The sequence below is a fragment of the Mesomycoplasma ovipneumoniae genome (genome assembly GCF_030012565.1).
In the GTDB taxonomy this organism is placed as follows: Bacteria; Bacillota_I; Bacilli_A; order Mycoplasmatales; family Metamycoplasmataceae; genus Mesomycoplasma; species Mesomycoplasma ovipneumoniae_D.
This window is the reverse complement of the sequence record NZ_CP124621.1, coordinates 557,412-576,550: the sequence shown is the minus strand read 5'-3', so window position 1 is coordinate 576,550 and position 19,139 is coordinate 557,412. Positions and strand designations below refer to the sequence as shown.

The 19,139-nt window shown below is 30.8% G+C and carries 8 protein-coding genes and 2 tRNA genes; 4 read left to right on the top strand and 6 right to left on the bottom strand.

The features are described from left to right. The first annotated feature begins 27 nt into the window (after positions 1-27). The 3 genes from QJQ40_RS02065 to QJQ40_RS02055 all read left to right on the top strand — a co-directional run bounded on the left by QJQ40_RS02065 (position 28) and on the right by QJQ40_RS02055 (position 12,982). Complete coding sequence (locus tag QJQ40_RS02065; protein WP_282860985.1) at positions 28-11,790, top strand: DUF1410 domain-containing protein; 11,763 nt, start codon at positions 28-30, stop codon at positions 11,788-11,790. A gap of 1,009 nt (positions 11,791-12,799) precedes the next feature. Beyond that, positions 12,800-12,892: transfer RNA gene (locus QJQ40_RS02060), tRNA-Ser, on the top strand. A 5-nt stretch (positions 12,893-12,897) separates the two neighbouring features. Next, positions 12,898-12,982 (top strand) — tRNA-Leu (locus QJQ40_RS02055). Between the two features lie 133 nt (positions 12,983-13,115). Here the strand turns inward: QJQ40_RS02055 and QJQ40_RS02050 are convergent. From QJQ40_RS02050 to QJQ40_RS02025, 6 genes are all read right to left on the bottom strand, one after another. After that, entirely contained in the window at positions 13,116-14,132 is a 1,017-nt protein-coding gene (locus QJQ40_RS02050; RefSeq protein ID WP_282860984.1) for a hypothetical protein, read from the bottom strand. An 887-nt stretch (positions 14,133-15,019) separates the two neighbouring features. After that, entirely contained in the window at positions 15,020-15,934 is a 915-nt protein-coding gene (locus QJQ40_RS02045) for an RluA family pseudouridine synthase (protein ID WP_282860983.1), read from the bottom strand. Beyond that, a complete protein-coding gene (locus QJQ40_RS02040) occupies positions 15,912-16,349 on the bottom strand; it encodes a Dps family protein (protein WP_044283876.1) in 438 nt (145 codons plus the stop codon). The genes QJQ40_RS02045 and QJQ40_RS02040 overlap by 23 nt, the downstream gene beginning before the upstream one ends. A 15-nt stretch (positions 16,350-16,364) precedes the next feature. Next, positions 16,365-16,589: a 50S ribosomal protein L31 gene (gene rpmE / locus QJQ40_RS02035; protein WP_044283875.1), complete on the bottom strand. Its 225-nt coding sequence runs from the start codon at positions 16,587-16,589 to the stop codon at positions 16,365-16,367. A gap of 58 nt (positions 16,590-16,647) precedes the next feature. Further along, on the bottom strand, positions 16,648-17,253 hold the full coding sequence (locus QJQ40_RS02030; protein WP_282860982.1) for an FMN-dependent NADH-azoreductase: 606 nt from the start codon (positions 17,251-17,253) through the stop codon (positions 16,648-16,650). 22 nt (positions 17,254-17,275) lie between these two features. Continuing rightward, positions 17,276-17,860: an FMN-dependent NADH-azoreductase gene (locus tag QJQ40_RS02025; protein ID WP_282860981.1), complete on the bottom strand. Its 585-nt coding sequence runs from the start codon at positions 17,858-17,860 to the stop codon at positions 17,276-17,278. A gap of 348 nt (positions 17,861-18,208) precedes the next feature. Between QJQ40_RS02025 and QJQ40_RS02020 the strand changes: the two genes are divergently transcribed. After that, positions 18,209-19,111, top strand: a complete 903-nt coding sequence (locus QJQ40_RS02020) for an ABC transporter ATP-binding protein (RefSeq protein ID WP_282860980.1) — start codon at positions 18,209-18,211, stop codon at positions 19,109-19,111. Positions 19,112-19,139 lie beyond the last annotated feature (28 nt).

The window sequence follows — 19,139 nt, the reverse complement described above, 5'->3', positions numbered from 1 at the left end:
TATTTCAACCAATTAAAGGAGATAATTATGAAAAAAGCAAATCAAGAATACCAAAACAATAAAACAATTAACAACCATCTTAGTAAAAAATTACTTGCAAGCAGCGGTTTTTTAACCGGTGCTATTGTTTCGCTCTCGCCTTATCTTGCCAAAGTAATTACTCCAAAAACAATCTATGTCCAAAATTTTGTTGCTGACAATGTAAGTCCTAATTCAGGTGATTTTAGTTTTAAACTCCAAGGTAAAACAAAACAAGATACTGACTGAGCAAAAAAAGCTGATTTAGAACTTGTTTATATTAGTCAAAAATCACGTTATAGTGTTAAAACTAAAGTCGAGTATGACCCAAAAACTGACACTTTTCATACTTATGCCGATAATTTGCTTGGTGGTTCAATTTATGAATTACAACTTGTAGCCCCAAATAATCCGCGTTATTATTTTAGTTTTTCAAAAACATCGCAGTTTTTTTCAACAAAAAATCAAGTTGAAAAATTTAGTCATTATGATATTGAAAATGATACAATTTTAGATCTTGATTTATTTGACTCACAAAATTTACTTGATTCAGCTAATTTAATTTTGTACTACAAAGAAATTGGTTCAAATAAAATTCAAGAAGCAAAAGGACAACTTGTTGCCAAAAATGACCAAAAACAAGCTAGTTTTGTGCTCAGAAATTTAGATCGCAACCAAAAATACGAAATTGTTGGCACAAAATATTACTTTGATGATCCTGATCAGCTTTTTGATTTGGCAATTTCGCCTTTGGCTAATCGTTATTTTGCCCCAAGCCCAATTGCTGGTAAAATTTTAAATCTTAGCCAAAAAGCCTACGGTCTAAATTCAGCTTTGCTTGAGATTTCTTTGGCTTTTGAAAACAAAAATATTAAAATTAATCCAAATGAAAAAATTAATTTAGAATATTATTACAAAGACGAACTAGATAATTTCCAATTTGGCGTTGCAAATGATGTTAGCTTAGTAGTCCAAAACAATAAGGTTTTTGCTAATTTAGATTTAAAACAAATTCCTGGTGGAACCAAATTCTGAATTTCACGAATTTGGAATAACTCTGGCTCCTTGGCAATTTCAACAAATAATAATCTTTCATTTATTTCAGCACCCGAAATTGCCCGAATTAGAACTTTTGTTGATGCAAATAATACCTCAAGTTTTGATATTAAATTTAATGACCAGTCATTAATGTTAAATGGTAAAGAAGTAAAAATTAATTTCTTCGCTGATGACCAGCCAACTAAAATGCTATCAAGTTCAGCCCAAGTTGTTGGAAACAAACTATTTTCTTTGGCAAAAAATTTACCAAAAGAAAAACACTTTACAATTTCATCACTTGAAATTGTTGAAAATGCCACAAATTTTGACGAAAACGGTCAGCCTCAGACTAGTCAAATTTTCTTTGCCCAAAATTTTGACCAAAAACAGAAAAAGTTCTTTACTAATGCAACAAGTGCAATGGTTGAATCAGTTGTTGTTGACCGAATTAGCGAAGATCAAAGTCGCATTAGCATGATTCTTGATTCAGTTGATGATTTTATTAAAGATAAAATTGCAACTCTATACTTTAAAGTGGCTGGATCAAGTAATTTAATTAAATCTCAAGCACAAGCTTTTAGTATTAATGGTAATAAATTGGTTCTTAGTTGGGATTTAATTAACCTTGAGCCCGGAACTAATTATTTAATTGACTCAGTCGGAATTGCTGATTCTGCAAACGAATTTGTTAATAAATTATTTTTAAATTTTGGTCCTAATATTAGTACAAATAAACTAACCTGGACTACCCGTCCGGCTGTTAGTTCAATTACTTATACAACCAAATCTGACACTGCAGTTGAGCTTAATATTGCCTTTAAAAATATCCTAGAGTCACTAAAAAAAGCAAAAATAACTTATAAAGAACTAATACCTGGCGGGACTTCTAAGACTATTGATGCAATTATTGAAAATAATTCAATAATTGCCAATTTAGAAGTCAATTCACTAGCAAAAGGACAAAACTACTTAATTGAAAAAATCGAAGTTGAAGACTATAAGTCATCAAAAGGTGACTCCGATATTCTAGGCGTTTCAAAAACAATAACTCCGGCTCAGAAAATATTTGGTGTTCATGCTCCTCTGGTTTTAACTAAAATTGAAAATCTCGATGAGCAACAAACAACCGCCAAATTAAAAGTAACTTTTAGTCCTGAGACAATTAAGGCAATTGGAAATGACAAAGTAAAAATTTACTATTCTCTTGCTGGCTCATCACAACTCTTATCAGCTTTTGCAAATCAGACTACTAATAGCCAAAACCCTGATAATTCTTTAACTTTTGAACTAAGTGATCTTGAAATTGGTTCAAAATACAATATTAATTCGATTGTTCTTACAAAAGAAGTTGAACTAAACACTCAAGATACAAATAGAGTACTTACTGAAAGAAATATTTTATTTGGCGATGCTGATCACAAATTTGACTCAAGTCAGTCTTCATTTTTCACTCAGAGTGCAATTATTGAAGTAGGGTATGATAATTCTTACGAGCAGCGTGTAATTGCTACTTTCATTTTAGCTGATGCAAAAGGTGTTTATAATGGTAAGACCGCAACACTTAAATACCGTCTAAAAGCAAAAAATGGCGATGAGAATTTAGCAACAAATGCTAACTTTAAAGAAGGAAAAATTAGTGCTAAAGTAAATAGTGCCCGTATTTTATTTGATATTACCGACCTATACAAACAAGGTCTTTATGAAATAGACAAAAACTCACTCGAACTTGAAGGTGCAACAACTTCGCCAGCTACTGCTCCTGTCCAAGCCAATGCCCGAGTTCGCCGTTCCCTTGCTCAATTTGCCGACACCAATACAACCGCAATTTTAATTCCTTTTAAAGATAAACTGCTTGACTCAACCGAGAAAAGTCAATTTGAAACTATTCCAAAAACTGCTAATGTTACAAAAATTCAGCTAACAAATCGAACTAAAAACACAGCTCAATTTGAAATTGAATTTGGAAAAGATTTTATCCCAAATCACCAAAATGCTCAGGCAACTAACACCGAAAAGCTTGATGATTTTCTTAACAAAAACAAACTCAAAGTTCGCTTTAAAAAATATGGTGGCGAGCAACAAGAACAAATTGTTGAAGCAAAAACTGATGTTGCCAGCCAAAAAACAACTTTTGAACTTACAGGTCTTGAAAACGGTCAACAATATGTAATTCTTGGCTTTGAACAAGTCCAAGACGGTGCTACTCAACAAAGCACCCCAAAAGTTGATATTTATTTAGATGATCTTGATTTTTATAAAGACCAAATAATTGCAACCGCAGCGGTAATTAAAAAAATTGAATTTGATACTGAAGTTGAAACCCAAGCCCGTCTCAGACTTGAACTCAAAGATGATGGAAGATATACTGCCGGTAAAAAATTAATTGTTGAGTTAGAAAAAATTGACGGAGCTCAAACTCAAGGTCAACCTCAAGGTCAAGGTAATAATTTAACCTTAAGTGGGACTAGCCTTAATGGAATTTATGATTTTACCTTTTTAAATTTAGAAAAGGCAACAAAATATAAAATTAAATCAGTTAAATTTGAAAAAGAAACTACTCCCGCTGCTAATTCTGGTGTTCAGACTTTTGCTTCAAGACGTTCTAAGCGTAGTTTAGATCCAGTTTTAGTTAATGTTGACTCCCAAAGCGCAATCCAAGAAGAAGAAATTGAACTACTTGAAACTGATACAGATTTAGAAGCTAAAAAATCATTTGTTACAACAGCTAAGACTGCAAAAATTGTCAAAATTGAAACTGAGTCAATCCAGACAACCTCTTTAAATGTTAAACTTACTCTTGACAATATTGATGACTATTTAGGCCGAAAACAAATTGAGCTTAGCTATAAAAATTTATCAACCCAAGCAAGCCAAACTGAACAAGTTGAAGCAACTGTCGATACATCAGCCAAAACAATTACCTTTAATTTAAGCAATTTATCTCCTGGAGATAAATACGAAATTGAAAATATTAAACTAAAAGAAGACTCTACCCAAGTACGAAATGAACTTGATCTAAAAAAACAAGAATTTAAATTTGAATTTGATAACTCACCAAATACTCAGGCTGGTTTTGAAAAACAATTTTTCTCACCAAGACCAAGTTTAGCCCAAATTAAGCCAATTTCAACTTCTGAGACTTCTGTTCAAATTAATGTTAAATTAAATGACAATGGTGCTAATTGAAATAATAAATTTTTACAAATTAAAATTAAATCAAAAGGTAACCAAACTCCTCAACCTAAAATTCCAACTGTTTATAGTGCTGAAATAATTAACGGAAATGCCGTTTTTGACATTAGTGGTTTAGAAAAAGCTGGCCAATATGAAATTGAAGAGCTAAAAGTTCTTGACAGCTTGCCAACCCAACCTCAACCTGACCAAATTCAAGGCGGAGAAGCCGTTGATGGCTTTGACGGTGCTACTACTGCTACTACCCAACCAGGCACCCAACCTACCCAACCAGGTACCCAACCAGATCAAAAAGTAACTAAAGAATTTGTACTTGATGCTGAATCAGCAACAATTACTGATATTAGTTATAAATCTGATAATACAAGTGCTAATGTTACAGTTAGTTTTGCCCAAAATGAGCAATTTTTATACCAAAGTAGTGCTAATACAAAAAGAAAACTTCAATTTACTTTCCAAGATAGTCAAACTGGTCAGCAAGTAACTACCGAACAAGAATTTGGAACCAGTCAAGGTCAAGGCACAAAGCCAACTATTGACCTTAGTCTTAATTCAGTTAACCCTGGAAATTTATATGTTCTTACAAAAGTAGAAGATATTACTCCTGAAGTTGAAGGTGGACCAAAAAGACTAAAAACTTTCAAATTTAGCGATCCTCAGTCAGCCCAAGGAGCCCAAAATCAAGCTACCACAACTCCTGAAGTTTTATCAAAACTTTATTTTGCAACTAAACCTGAAGTAATTGCCTATTCAATTGATAAAATTTCTGAAACAAAATATCTTGCTAGCTTTACAATTAGAGACCCACTTGCCGGAAGAAATATCACAAATGGTGGATTTGAAGGTCGTGATGTTGAAGCAACTTTACAAAAAGTTGTTGATGCAAAAGGTGAAGACCTTCAACAGCAAACAGTTTATAATGTTACAAAAAAAGCAAAAATTAAAAACTCTAAATTTAGTTTTGAATTTGAAGACTTAGAAAAAAATGCTATTTATAAACTATTTAGTCTAACTTGAGCTGATATAGATAAAACACAGCAAACAATTTCCGGGGTTCAAGCAACTCGGATCGAAGTTGATCCAACTACAAAAACTAATCCAAGTTCAAATCAAGTTTTTTCAGATTTTGCAATTAAACTTAGTGATCCAGGGACAAAAACACAAATAGAAGGAAATGTTGCTGGAAATGGACAAGTTGAATTTGGTGGTCAATTTACCATTAGACCTGAATCGGCAAAAATTGTAAGCATTGATATTGATGACAAAAAAGTTGATAGTGCAACAATTACTTTAACTTTTGATAAAACTGATGAGTATTTAAAACATGTTGACTATAAAGATAAGTTAGAATTAGTTTATTACCAAACAGGTTCAACTATTGAAAAAACTGCTCCATTGACTCTTGATGCCGCTGACCAAGCTAATGTTAAATTTAAAGCTGAACTAACAGGCCTTGAAAAAGGTACCGGATTTCGTGTTTTAGGAATAAAACAAGCAGGTGCAGCTCAGTCCTCAAGACGTCGCCGAAGCACAACTTCTGCCAAACCATTAAATTTTGTTTTTGATACAAAAGTAACTGAAGAAACCAAAAAATTTGCTACCTTACCAATTGTTAATTCAATTTTACAGTTCCGTAATGATACAAACCCTGAAAATTATGATTTTATTTTAAATCTTAAAGATACTGGAGATGTATTTAAACACATTCAAGCCGGTCAAAAATCAATAAAAGCAAAAATTCAGTTTAAAAAAGTTGTCGATGGTAATGAGGCAAAAGACTCAATCCGGGATGTATTAGCAGAGCTACAAAAAACTTCTGCAACAAGTGGTCAAGCTAAACAATCAGCAGACGAGCCAATTCAAGACAGTACAACATTCAAATTTACGCTAACCGGATTAGATCCTTTTGCTCAATATTACATAACAAAAATTGCTTACGATACAAATGGCGATACTGATAATGCTTTAGATAAGACCGAATCTAACGAAAATTCAGGACTCTTCAATTTCTCACCTCAGGCTGAAGAAAAACGGGCATTTTTAACTTATCCAGCTAAAGTTGATGTAAAGTCAATTGACATTGAACCTGATTTTAGTCAAAATAATGCAAAACTAACAATTAAATTTGATCCAAAATTCAAAGCCTTTCTTGAAACACACCAAAAAATCAAAGTCAACTATAAAAGTCCAAAAGGTTTAGGACAAAGTGTTGAAATTAACAAAGACAATTTTAATGATTTTAAATCAAAAGTAAATACAAGTGCTCCAGAGCCAACTGTTGAAGTAACAATTAATAATATTAATGAACCAGGAAAATATGTTGTTGAATCACTTGATTTTCTTAATGATCAGCAAAAAGACTCTTCTTCTTCTTCTTCTTCTTTGTTACCAAACTTAGAAGTTCCACCAATTGCAATTAAAGAATCAGTTACTATTGCAAAACGTAGTTTTTATACAAATACAAAAATAATTGCAATCCGTAAAAAAGCAATTTCAGAAACAAGTGCAACAATTGAACTAGTAATCGAAGATCCAAATGGTTCATTTATTGGTAAAGCTGTAAAAGGAACTTTTACATATGGTACTAACCAAACAATGGAAGAAGCAGGCACAATTATTGCTGATCAAATTGAAAAAACTTCAAAAGTTGTCTTCCAATTAAAAAATCTTGATAAAAATACTGACTATAGCATTACTTCATTAGTTTTTGATCAAGCTCAAAACCAAACTCAAGCTAACCTTGGTGGTGCTCAGACTCAATTTCAAAATCAGCAAAATATTGAATTTGACGACCAAAAAATCCAGGAAAATGCACAGCAAGACTCAGGTCAACAAACTCCTGGCCAAGAAAAACAATTTAAAACAACTTTTGAATCTGCAACCGCTCTAGGAATTACTTATCAATTAGATAATAAAAGAAATGGTAAACCTTGGCAAAAAGCAAAAGTTAGAGTATTTTTCGCAAGTCAAGACAAACCGCTTGAGGAAAAATCAACAAGACTAAAATTAGTTTATAAATCTTCAAAACAAGGAATTTCTAATACGACAACAACTTCTGTTCAGGCTAATTTAGTGCAAACTCAAGGTCAGACTTCTCAGGGTTGACTAAATAACCAACCAGCCCAGGCTCATTATTACTATGAATTTGATCTTGATAATTTAGATGCAGGAGCACAATATACAATAATTGGTCTTGAAGATGAAGCCCAACAAATTAAAATTATTGTTCCTGATCCTAATGCTCCAGTTGCGGTTAATTTTTCTTCTCAGCCAAGTGTCCAGTCTTCATTTAGTTTTAATACTGCCCCACTGATTACAAAAATGACTTATGTTCCTAGTGAAACAAGCATTAAACTAAATTTAGCTGTTGAAAACTCACAAAAATTAGACTTTAGCAATCATCGAGCTATTATTAAGTTCAAAAAACTTCGTAGAAAGAACAATACCTATGGTTGGTGAGATCCAACAACGGCTAGTGCTACTGATCCATCTTCAACCGAAAATATTGATTCAGTTACAGTTAGAGTGCCTCAAAGACAACCAAGTGCAGCAGTTCAAGCTCAACAAGAAAGTGAAGAAAATTTTGGAATTACCTTTTTAGAATTTGAACTAGGCGGGCTTGAAAAAGGTAATTGGTACTTAATTGAAGAAATTAGTCTTGCGGCTAAAGGACAAAACCTGACACCATTAAGCCTTTATATTGACAAAGAAAAATTGCAACCTCTTGACAAAAGAGTTGAAACTTCTGAGGCAGAAAAATGACAAACCATTGTTAATACAACAGTTGAAACAACAGCAATTACAAGTGTAACAAGTTCAACGACAAGAAATTCAAGAATAACAGTTAGCGGTAGACAAAAAAACCAGGCTGAACTTACAAATGGTTATTTCCAAATTGAGCTTGATAGTGGTGATTGAACCTTTTTAAAAGATAAATATAATATTCAACTTGAACTTGAATCGGTTGAAAGAAAAATCTTTTATACTGAATCAAAACTGATAGCTGAATCAAGTGTAACTACAAGTGGCCGTACTATAAGACGAATTGTTCTTGAAGCCAAAGGTCTTATTCCTGGAGATAAATATACAATTAAAAATTATATATTTAATCTAAAAGAAGGGGTTCAGAATAGTTACGCCGTTCGCTTGCCACAAAAATTAAAAGTAACTCCGCCAGTTAATGCAACTATTGACTTAAAAACTAAAAATGCAATTAAGGCAATTAAATATGAGTCTGTTTCTGAAGGTCAAACTAATGTTGATGTTGAATTTTACAACAACAATGGTGAGTTAAATAATAAAAATCTTGAATTAAACGCCAAAATTGACGAACAATTTGGAAATAAATACATTCCTAGTTCTTGAACACAAAGCGATAAAAGAGTAACTACCACAAAACGATTAACTGCACAAGCAGGGCAGATTACTTCAACATTACAATTTGAAATTAATTCTGGCCTCAAAAAAGCAAAACAATATATTATTGAATCAATTAAAGATAAATCAACTAGGTCTGGAACCCCTATCACCTTCGACACCCCAATTAACCAAGAAAGTGCCTTACAACGTAAGTTTTACTCAACAGCTGAAAATACTAGATTAATTAAAACCGAAATTAAAGACGTAACAACCGATTCAGCAACAATTACGCTAGAATTTGACCAAAATGATGCTTTCTTAAAAGACGATCTTGTTACCTTGTATCTTGAAAAAGGTGATAAATCCCAATCAATTGGTGCAACAACTACTATTACTACAGGAAGTGGCGGACAGGATAAACTACAAGCTACCTTTAAATTCTTAAATATCCTTGAGCCTGGAAGAAAATACAAAATTAATGCCTTGACATCAAAAACTGTTGATCTTAAAGTTGATGAGTCTCAAAAAGATCCAAATCCTAATTTAACTCAAGGTTGAAAATTTGCTACTGGTGGTTCAGGTTCTTCTACAAGCTCCTCAAGTTCTTCAAGCACCTCAAGAAACCAAGTTATTCTTGATTTTATTACTCAACCTTTAATAACAAATATTGTTAAAACAGAAATTAATGATAATGATGCTACAATCGAACTTGAAGGTTGAACTAAAGATCTCCAAGATGCTGGCTTCAGTCCTAAATTTACTGTTACTGAGAAGAATCCTACTACACCAGCTCAACCGCCACAACCTGCTGGATCTGGTGGAGCTAACAACACCACCAAAGACGGAACTCAACAAAATTCCGTCCCTCCTGCTGAAAATAAAATTACCTTTAAAGTTTCTTCTTTAAATCAATTTACTGAGTATAATAATATAACTCTAACATTACAAAGAAATGGTGGAGGTACTGCAGGAGCTGGAGGAGCTGGAGGAGCTACTGCTTCAAATGTTAACCAACTTGCCCAAGATTTAACTGTTGCATTTGCTCCCGAAATTGCCTCAGGGGCAAAAAAAGATCTGCGAGAGTTTCGAACAACAGCTAAAAAATTAAATTTAGCTGATAGCGATGCAGTAAGCCTAAAGGCAATTTCAACGACAACTGTAAATCTTAGTGTAAAACTAAAAGATCCAAAGCAAGCTGATTCAATTGCCGATGTTCCTTTTATAGTATCATACAAAAAAGTCTTTCCTCCTATTGGTAATGATTTAACAATTGATTCAAATTCAAACCCAGTTTTAATTGATCCAAAAACCCAAACTTTAACTTTTAATATTGCAAATCTTGAACCAGGAGCAATTTATCAAGTAACCGAAATTATTCCTTATGATTCAGCAATTAAAGAAAGTCATAAAATTGAAAACTTACAACATGACGAGCAACTACTAAAATATCTTAAAGATGTTGATGGCTTGCCGGTTAAAAGTGCTTCTAAAAGCGGATCAAAATTCAACGACATTTACTTTGCTCCGCTTAATGTTCCTGTTAGTCTGGAATCAGCTTGATCTCACCCGCTAAGATATGATTATTATGAAGGTGAGCAAGTCTACGTTAAATTTAACGAGCAAGCCGGAACTGCAATAACTATGAAATGGCTAAAACAAAATCTTAAGGCTGAGTTAATCCCTCATAGAACTCACGGTAATACCAATGTAGCAAACCAAAATCCAGTTGAAAAAGATTTATCAACGGCAAGTAATTACCAACAACAACAAAAAGGTCATTTTAATAATGATGTTGTCTTATCAGACTTAAAATGAGATCCTCAAAGACTAACAGCAACATTTAAGTTGCAGCCAAAAACTTTAAAATCAATTGTTGGTGCTCAAATTAAAGTCACAATGAAGGATACAAATAACTATCAATTTGATCCTAGCAAAGAAGATCAAACTACAGGAAGTGGTAATGGCACTCAAAGTAGTCAGATTGGTACAACCGGTCAATCTACCACTGCTAAGCCTCAATCAATAACATTTAGACTTCAGTCTAGTGCTGCTATTGTTACCCCAACTAATGTTGATTATATGAATCCAGGGCTAATTGGCTTTAGTTATGCAATTTACGATCCACTTGATTTGATCCAAAAAACTGGAAAAGACTACAATCCTTTTGGTGAATTCCCGCATTTAACACCTTATGATGAACAAGACTGGCTAAAAGTTATTATTAATAAACAATTTGGACATTCAGTTAGCAGTAGGCAAATTGGTACCCCTGATAGTCAAATTTTTAATAGCCCGAGTTGGAATACTGGCCAACCAGTCCAAGATATTGAAGTTCCTGAAGAGCCAGTTGCAATTAGGACAAAAACCGATGCTGGCTTTGGGATAAAATATGTGACTCTTTATTGAAGAATTAATACTAATTTAGGAACTTTCCAACTGCCTGCAAAGTTTGCAAATGCAAAGCCGCTATGATATCCAGCGGGGAGAGTTGTTAATTTGCCAATTTCACTACAATTTAAAAATCCTGATATAACTAGTCCAGCTTCGACTTATTCATTTGTGCTTAATTCTCCTTATGCTACCCCTGGGCATATAATGCCTTATGCAAGTACTGCTGCACCTCATGATGCTTTATCGATAGTAACTCAAGGTTCGGACTATCGAAGAAGATGGAACAGACAATGAGGTGATAGTTTTGATGATACTCATGCAATTCCCCGAATTAATAAATTTCCAAAAGACATTTCAAAAGTATTTTGATCTGCACCTTCGGTTGAATGAACAACAAATGATCTGCAACTTAATGATATTTTCTTTTTAAATAGAGCAATCCCTAAACTAACAAATAATCGGAATACAAGTACTGGTTATAATTTCGATACCAAAAACCTTAGAATACAAACTGGACTTGTCGGTGGTTTTACTGGATATAACGGTGGGACTTGAAACATCTTATATGTAAAAAATAAAGACCATGACAGAGATAAACCCGATTTATCAAAAGTTAGTCTTACTTGAAATTATAATCAACAACAATTTAACGCCCCAGACTTTGAAAACCTAGCACACAAATCTTCTTGAATAGTCTCTATTACTAGTCATGATGGAAAACCTTTATTATACGACCCAATTAATTACTATGATATGCTAGGTCCGTTTTGACCACCTGAATTACCTGAATAATTTTAATAATATAAACAAAAGAAAAAAGAACAGCAAGCATGCTGTTCTTTTATTTAATTTTTAAAACTATTTTCGTTTTTATAAAGTTCAATAATACCTTTCAATAGATTATCTTATCAAACCGTGAAATTCGGGTAAAATGCTTGGTCTAAGAAAAAAATATGTTATAATCACTTCAACTAAGAATAATTAATAAATTTTGACATTAGAATTAAGGAGGAATTAAATATGTTCTTTTCCTAAAAAATCAAATAATGCAAATTTTGTACTATGTTTTAAAATATTGCATAATGCATTAAAATCAACCTTTTACAAAAAAAAAAAAAAAAAGAAAATGCTTGGTCAAAAATAAAGTTATGTTATAATTAATCTCACTTAAGAATAATTAATAAATTTTGATATTGAATTAAGGGGGATTAAGTTATGTTTTTGCCATAAAAAAATCAGAAAATGCGAATTTTCCATCATGTTTTTAAGTATGATGGAATGCCTTAAATTTGACCGTTTAGAAATCTACAAATTTAAGGCTTTTATTTATTGTTCTTTCAAAACTTCATATATTTTTTTAGGCTCAATTTAAATAAAAAAGAGTTTTCTTTTTACATTGAGTTTAAATAGCAGTTGTATTTTTATGATTTTTGTCAGTGTTTTGAACTAAAAAAGTAGTTTAAAAATCACATAATTTTGCTTTTTAAGTTAAAATTTTAGCTTTTTTAATTCGCTTTATTTGACTGTTAAGTAGATTTTTCTTTTGTGATGGTTATATTTCAAAAATTTTTTACTAAAAAATTTTTTTGTGTTATAATTATCTTGAATAACAAAAAATCATTAATGAATTTTTAGATATATTGTTCATTCAAAACTTAACCCTTTGCTAATCATTTATTCTTAGGAGCCATTCTTTTGAACTTTTGCTTCCTTTAATTTAGAAGTTTAAAAATTTGAATCTAAATTAATAGTAATCCTTTTTTTTGTTGTATAATTATAGTGTTAAATCTTATGTTACTTTGGATCAGTACTCAAGAGGCTTAAGAGGATATGTTGGAAACGTATTAGGGGTTCAAAAAAACCCGCGCAGGTTCAAATCCTGTCTGATCCGCCATATAAGCTCTCGTGGTGAAATTGGTATACACGTTAGATTGAGGTTCTAATCCGGAAACGGGTGCAAGTTCAAGTCTTGTCGAGAGCACCATATAATTAACCCTGTATAAAAATTAAATTATTAAAACTTAAAAAAAAAAAAAAAAACCACTTATTTAAGTGGCTTTTTTTTTTTTTTTAAGTTTTAATAGATTTTTGACTTGCTATTTCCTAAAAATTTCAAATTAATTATCAATAATCACTAGACGGTCTATAAGTTCGCTAATGAGTCCTTGAGTTAAATCGATTAATGAAATAATAGCGCCAGCATTTGAAAGAACACTTGAAGCTAATAATGCTGGTCTAACAGTTGTTTGTATTTTTCTAACACTATTTGCAAGAGTTAAAACTCCTCGAAGTCATTTGTTAACGCTACCTGCAATACCAATTGCATTTGCATGGCTTGCCATTTGCCCTTTGATTTTATCACTAATATCAAAAGGAGCTTTTTGTAGTTGATCATAAAGTTCTTTGTATTTTGCTGAAAGATAACTAAGCATTGAGCCTGCCGCACCGGCTGAAACAGCAGCAACAAAATTAAGAGCAAAACCATAAGCCACGGCTAGTCCAAAATTTATTGCTGCAAATGAAGCAGTTTTTACATGTGACCTTCATACTCCGGCTGAATATCTATTATAAGTATCATTGTTTTGTGGAACTCCGGAAGCTGGTACTCTGCGAAAGCTTATTTTTCTAGGATCTCAAGGGAATGGAACATTACCCATAGATCAACGGTTTTGTGGTTTGTATTTGTATGAAAATGTTACTGATGGCATTTTGACTTTGTGTTGATATTGTTTTTTTAATTGGTCATAATTAATGCCTTTTGTTGCTAAAGTGTCTTTTGCAAGTTTTTCAAGATTTGCCCTTGGATTTGCTTTTACTTTATTAATAAAATTATTGAAATTTTTTTTAAATCTACCAAGATTGCCAATTTTTCGTGCTTCTTGTTCAACATCTTGAACATTTAAAAAATTAACGCTAGAATTTTGTTCCAATTGGCTAATAACGTTATTAGCTTCTGTATCTAAAAAATTATTAAATTCTTCATTATAAGCTAGACTTGTTGAATCTTTTTGATGCCAATTTTCCTGGGAAATAACTGAAATTACTGGAACACTAATTAACAAGCTAGCAAATGTTAAATTGGTTAATGGACTTAGACCAATAATTTTTTTAATATTTTTGTTATTTATTTTCATAAATCACCCCATTTCTTTGAAGTAAAAAAAATTACTATATATCCTTATTATATAGTAAATTTTTGCTTTCAAATTTTTTTCTTTGTTTCTTTTTTCCCGAGTTTGCCAGTTTGATGGCAAAAATTCACTTTTTATTGAATATAAATATGCAAAAATACCCGTAAATCCGTGTTTTTTGAGGCTAAAATCTTAATTTTTATAATTTTGAAATTAACCTTTTGCAAAAAAAAAAAAAAAACTTGGTCTAAAAAAAATTTCTGTTATAATAGAGTCACTAAGAATGAATTAATGAATTTTATATTGAATTAAGGAGGGATTAGTGATGTTTTTTGTCTAATGCGCTCTGGTAGCGCGAATTTTCCATTATATTTTTAAATATAATGGGATGCCTTAAATTTGACCGTTTAGAAATCTATAAATTTAGGGATTTTGGTTATTGTTCTTTCAAAACTTCATATGTTTTTTTAGGCTCGCTGCAAATAAAAACGAGTTTTCTATTTGCATTGAGTTTAAATAGTAGTTGTATTTTTTTATTGTTTTTGTCAGCGTTTTAACTAAAAAGGTAGTTTAAAAATTTCATAATTTTGCTTTTTAGCCTGCTTTTTTGGTTAATAAGTAGGTTTTTCTTTCGTGAGTGTTAGATTTAAAATTCAGTGTTTTTCGTTTGGTAGTTATTTGTCCTGAGTTTTCCAATTATCTTAATAAATTGGTAAAAAATAGGTAATTAACTTTTGCCAAAAAAGTTAAAAAAGTGCCCAAAACCGGACACTCTTTTAAAATTATCTCATCAAACTGGGAAACTAGGGATATCCTTATTATATAGTAAATTTTTGCTTAAAATTTTTCTTTGTTTCTTTTTTAATGAAATACTCTAAGACAATAAAATTTTAGATTTTTTCATTAAAGGCGATCATAAATTCCTTTGGCAAATCAGTGCTAAATTCAAGTTCTTTTCCGTCAATATGTCTAAAAATTAATTTGTAAGCATGCAATCTTTGGCCTAAATTATCAACTTTGGTTCCATAAATTGGATCGCCATAAACTGGAAAACCTATATGAGCAAGATGTAAGCGAATTTGGTGAGTTCTACCAGTCTCAAGTTGGCATTTTATTAGGCTAAAATTTTGGTTTTTGTAAACAAAATGTTTAATTAATTCAACATTAGTTATTGCTTGTTTGGAATTAAAATAACTAACTGTCTTTTTTAAGGGATTTTTAGAATCACGAGCAATTGGCAAATTTATTTTAATAAATTTATGAGGTATTTTTCCAACTACTATTGCTTTATAAAATCTTTGAATTTCTCTTTTTGCCAATTGATCGGCAAAATATGAATGTGATTTTGCATTTTTAGCTACTAAAATAAGACCACTTGTATCTTTATCAAGTCGATGAATAATTCCAGGTCGAACTTTATCAAGATCACTGAGATTATTTTTTAAAAAATCAATGACTCCATTTACTAGCGTTCCGTCTCAATTGCCAACACCAGGATGAACAACTAAATTTTTTGGTTTATTGATTAAAAGAATATCTTCATCTTCAAAAATAATTTCAAAATCAATTTTAGCAGCTTTTAATGATGGTTGTGGACTTGTATAATCATTTATGATCATAATACTTTGACCAGATTTTACAAGTAAATTTTTTTTATAAGTTTCAACATTATCAATTAAAACTTTTTTATTTAAAATTAAATTTTGAGCAATAGCTCGTGAAGAATTAGTTAATTTAGCAACTAAAAGATCAATTCTTATCGGTTCTGAATCATAAATAATATTAATTATTTGATTTTTGTGCATGAATTATTCAAAGTTCTTTATGATAGTAAAGAACAAGTTCATCAATTAATGGGAAAATTAAATGTTGAATTTCAAAATTTGACTCGTCTTGTTGGATATTTTTGCAAACTTCAAGAATTAGCTTGATTTGTTTGCCAATTTTTTCAAGTGCTACTTCAGAAGTTCAAATTTTTGAATTAAATATTTCTAAATCTGAATTTTGACTAATTTCATCAAAACTTGAAATTGCAACTTGTCCTAGTGAACGGATTTTTTCAGCGACTTCGTCAACAAATTCAATTGTTTTTTTTGCTAATTTGTCTGTATATTTATGAATAACTAAAAAATCTACATCTTGTAGGTTTCAATGAAAATTTTTCAAATTAGTATATAAAACAGTTAGATTTGCTTGTAATTTATTTAATTTTGTAATCATATTTAAAATTATTGACTATTTTTTTACAGGATTTTTTTGCGCTTTTGCTGCCATACGACGAAATCTTTCAATTCTTCCGGTAGTTCGACTAAGTGATCTATCACCAGTAAACTGAGGATGGCAACCAGAACAAATATCAATTGTAAATTTATCAACTACTGTTTTGATAGTAAATTCTGAATTACAAGTTGAACAAGTTAGAGCTAAATCGTGTTGAACAGGATGGATATTTTTTTTCATGTTAGTCCTTATAATTTTTTTTAAATCAATTATAAAATTATACTTGTTTTTCGATATTTTAAAAATTTTGTGCTAATTTTTTAATTTCAGTCTGATGTTGCTCAACAAAATCGCTAATTGATAGCTGATTTGCTGGGGCTACTTTTGTTCCTGCAAGAACAAAAGGGCTTGAGACAATTTTAGCACCTAAAAATTCAAAAATTTGTTTAATTAAGGCAGTATGATTTCCAAATGGATATCAACCAATTGGGGCTCCTTGGGCTGTAAGAATTTGTACATTTTTTATGTTAGTTAATAATCCGTGATACTCGCCAGTTTCTTTGTTAAGACTAAAGGTTTGATTTGGGATTGTAATTGCATCAAAAAAGTTTTTAGTTGTGGCTGAATAATTAAAATTTGTCATTGAAGTTGAAAAAACAACTTTATCTACTTTTTTTAATTTATCAATTCAAAACTCTGCTTGTGCATTTTGGTAAAAACTACCATCTGAAAAATTTTTTTCTGTTAAATTAATGTTAGCAATCGCAAATTTATTTAGATCAAGAACTTCAATTTGATCCTCAGGATTAAATTCACGATAAAATTTAACAAAAAGATCTGAAAGAGTTGAAGAATATGATCCTTTTTGTTCATTAACTGATGACTTTAAAACTAGAATATTCATAATTTTCCTATTTTTATTTTTTTTAAAAACTTTTGGCTGTCTCTTTGATATGCTTTAGGAGAGTCTCATCAAAGCCATTTTCTTTATATTTATAAGACTGTTCAATAATAAGCGGATTATTGATTTTTTTAGCACCAAGAAAATTAAAAGTACCAATGATTGTCTCAGCTGGATTTGGACTTGGCAGTTCTTCTTGTTTTGAATGTGAGCTTAATATAATTTGGACATTTTCAATATTATCAAGAAGACCAATTGCTCCACCTTTTTTTGAATATTTATAAGAAAATGTACGATCAGCAAGACAAACTGCATCAAAAAAATTTTTAATTTGGGCTGAATAGCCTCAATTTATTATCGGTGATGAAATAATTACTTTTTTGGCTTGTTTTAGCTTTTCAATTCAAAAATCAGCATCAACTTCTTTCCAAAAACTTGAAAAATTTTCTGAATTTAGGGAAATTTGTCCGACTTTATAATCATTAAGATCAAATTCACTAATAATTGCATCAGGATTTTGCTCTTTATAATGTTCAATAAAAAGTTTTGCAACATTGTTAGAAGTTGAATTTTGGTTTAAATGTGACTTTATGTATAAAACTTCTGCCATTTTTGCCTCCATTTTGTTTTAATTTGCTATTTAATTACTTAAATTTTACCTTAAAAAACAATTTAAAAAAATAAAAAAAAATTATTACCAAGTTTTAAATTTTTTGGTATGATAAATATAGTAAATAAGAAAAGAAAATTAAGAATTAAAATTAGTTTGTTTTATCCCTGACATGGCTTGTTTTTCACTCTTCTAAAATTCACTTTTTTATTTTAGTTCAATAGCTTTTTTTGCATTAAATTTTAAAATATCTTTTAAAATTTAACTTTTGTATTATAATTTAGCCTTTAATGTAAAAGTTTAAATATATTATAAAAACTAGTTGAACTAGCAATTACAGGAGTAGATATGTCATTAAGTTTTTTTTCAAAGGCAAAAAAAGTTGAAAGACAAACCCAAGCCTTAAAAATAATTAAAGAAACTGAGTCAGAAAATTTATCAGCAAAGCAATTAAAATTAATTCGCTGAGCAAACGATACTCCACGAGTTAAAGTTGGTAAAATTCAAGACGCTAACTTACCTGGTTCGATAATAGATTTTAAAAACGTATCAAAATATTATCTTTTTGGCTCTGTTGTTACAAAAGTTTTTGCGGATATTAGTTTTAGTATTGCCGAGGGTGATTTTGCTATTTTAAATGGTAAATCCGGATCAGGAAAGTCAACAATATTGAATTTAATGTCAGGGCTTGATAGGGCAACTGAAGGTGATATTATTGTTGACTCGGTTAATTTAGCCTATCTTAAAAATTCAGAGCTTACAAAATTCCGTCGTCAAAAAGTTTCATTTATTTTTCAGTCATATAATCTTCTTGGAAATATAAATGGATATGATAATGTTCAAGTTGGGGCTTATCTTCAAGGTGATAAAACAAAACTTTTAGATATCCAGGATTTATTTACTGAATTTGAACTAGATGATATAAAATTTAAATTCCCTTCACAAATGTCCGGTGGTCAACAACAGCGAATTTCAATACTAAGAGCTCTTGTTAAAAACGCCAAAATAATTTTCGCTGATGAGCCAACCGGTGCTCTTGATGAAAATAACACAAATATAGTTTTAAGAATTCTTAAATATATTAATAAAAAATATAAAACAACAATTGTCATGGTTTCTCATGATCCCCAAATGGAACCTTTGGCCGATTTGATTATCAAAATAAATAACGGAAAACTGACAACAAAACGCCAAAAATCGCTCTCATTTGAGGAATTTTTGCAGGCAAAACAAAAAACTGCTAATTCATAGCTATTAATTTTAGAACCAAAGGAAAAAA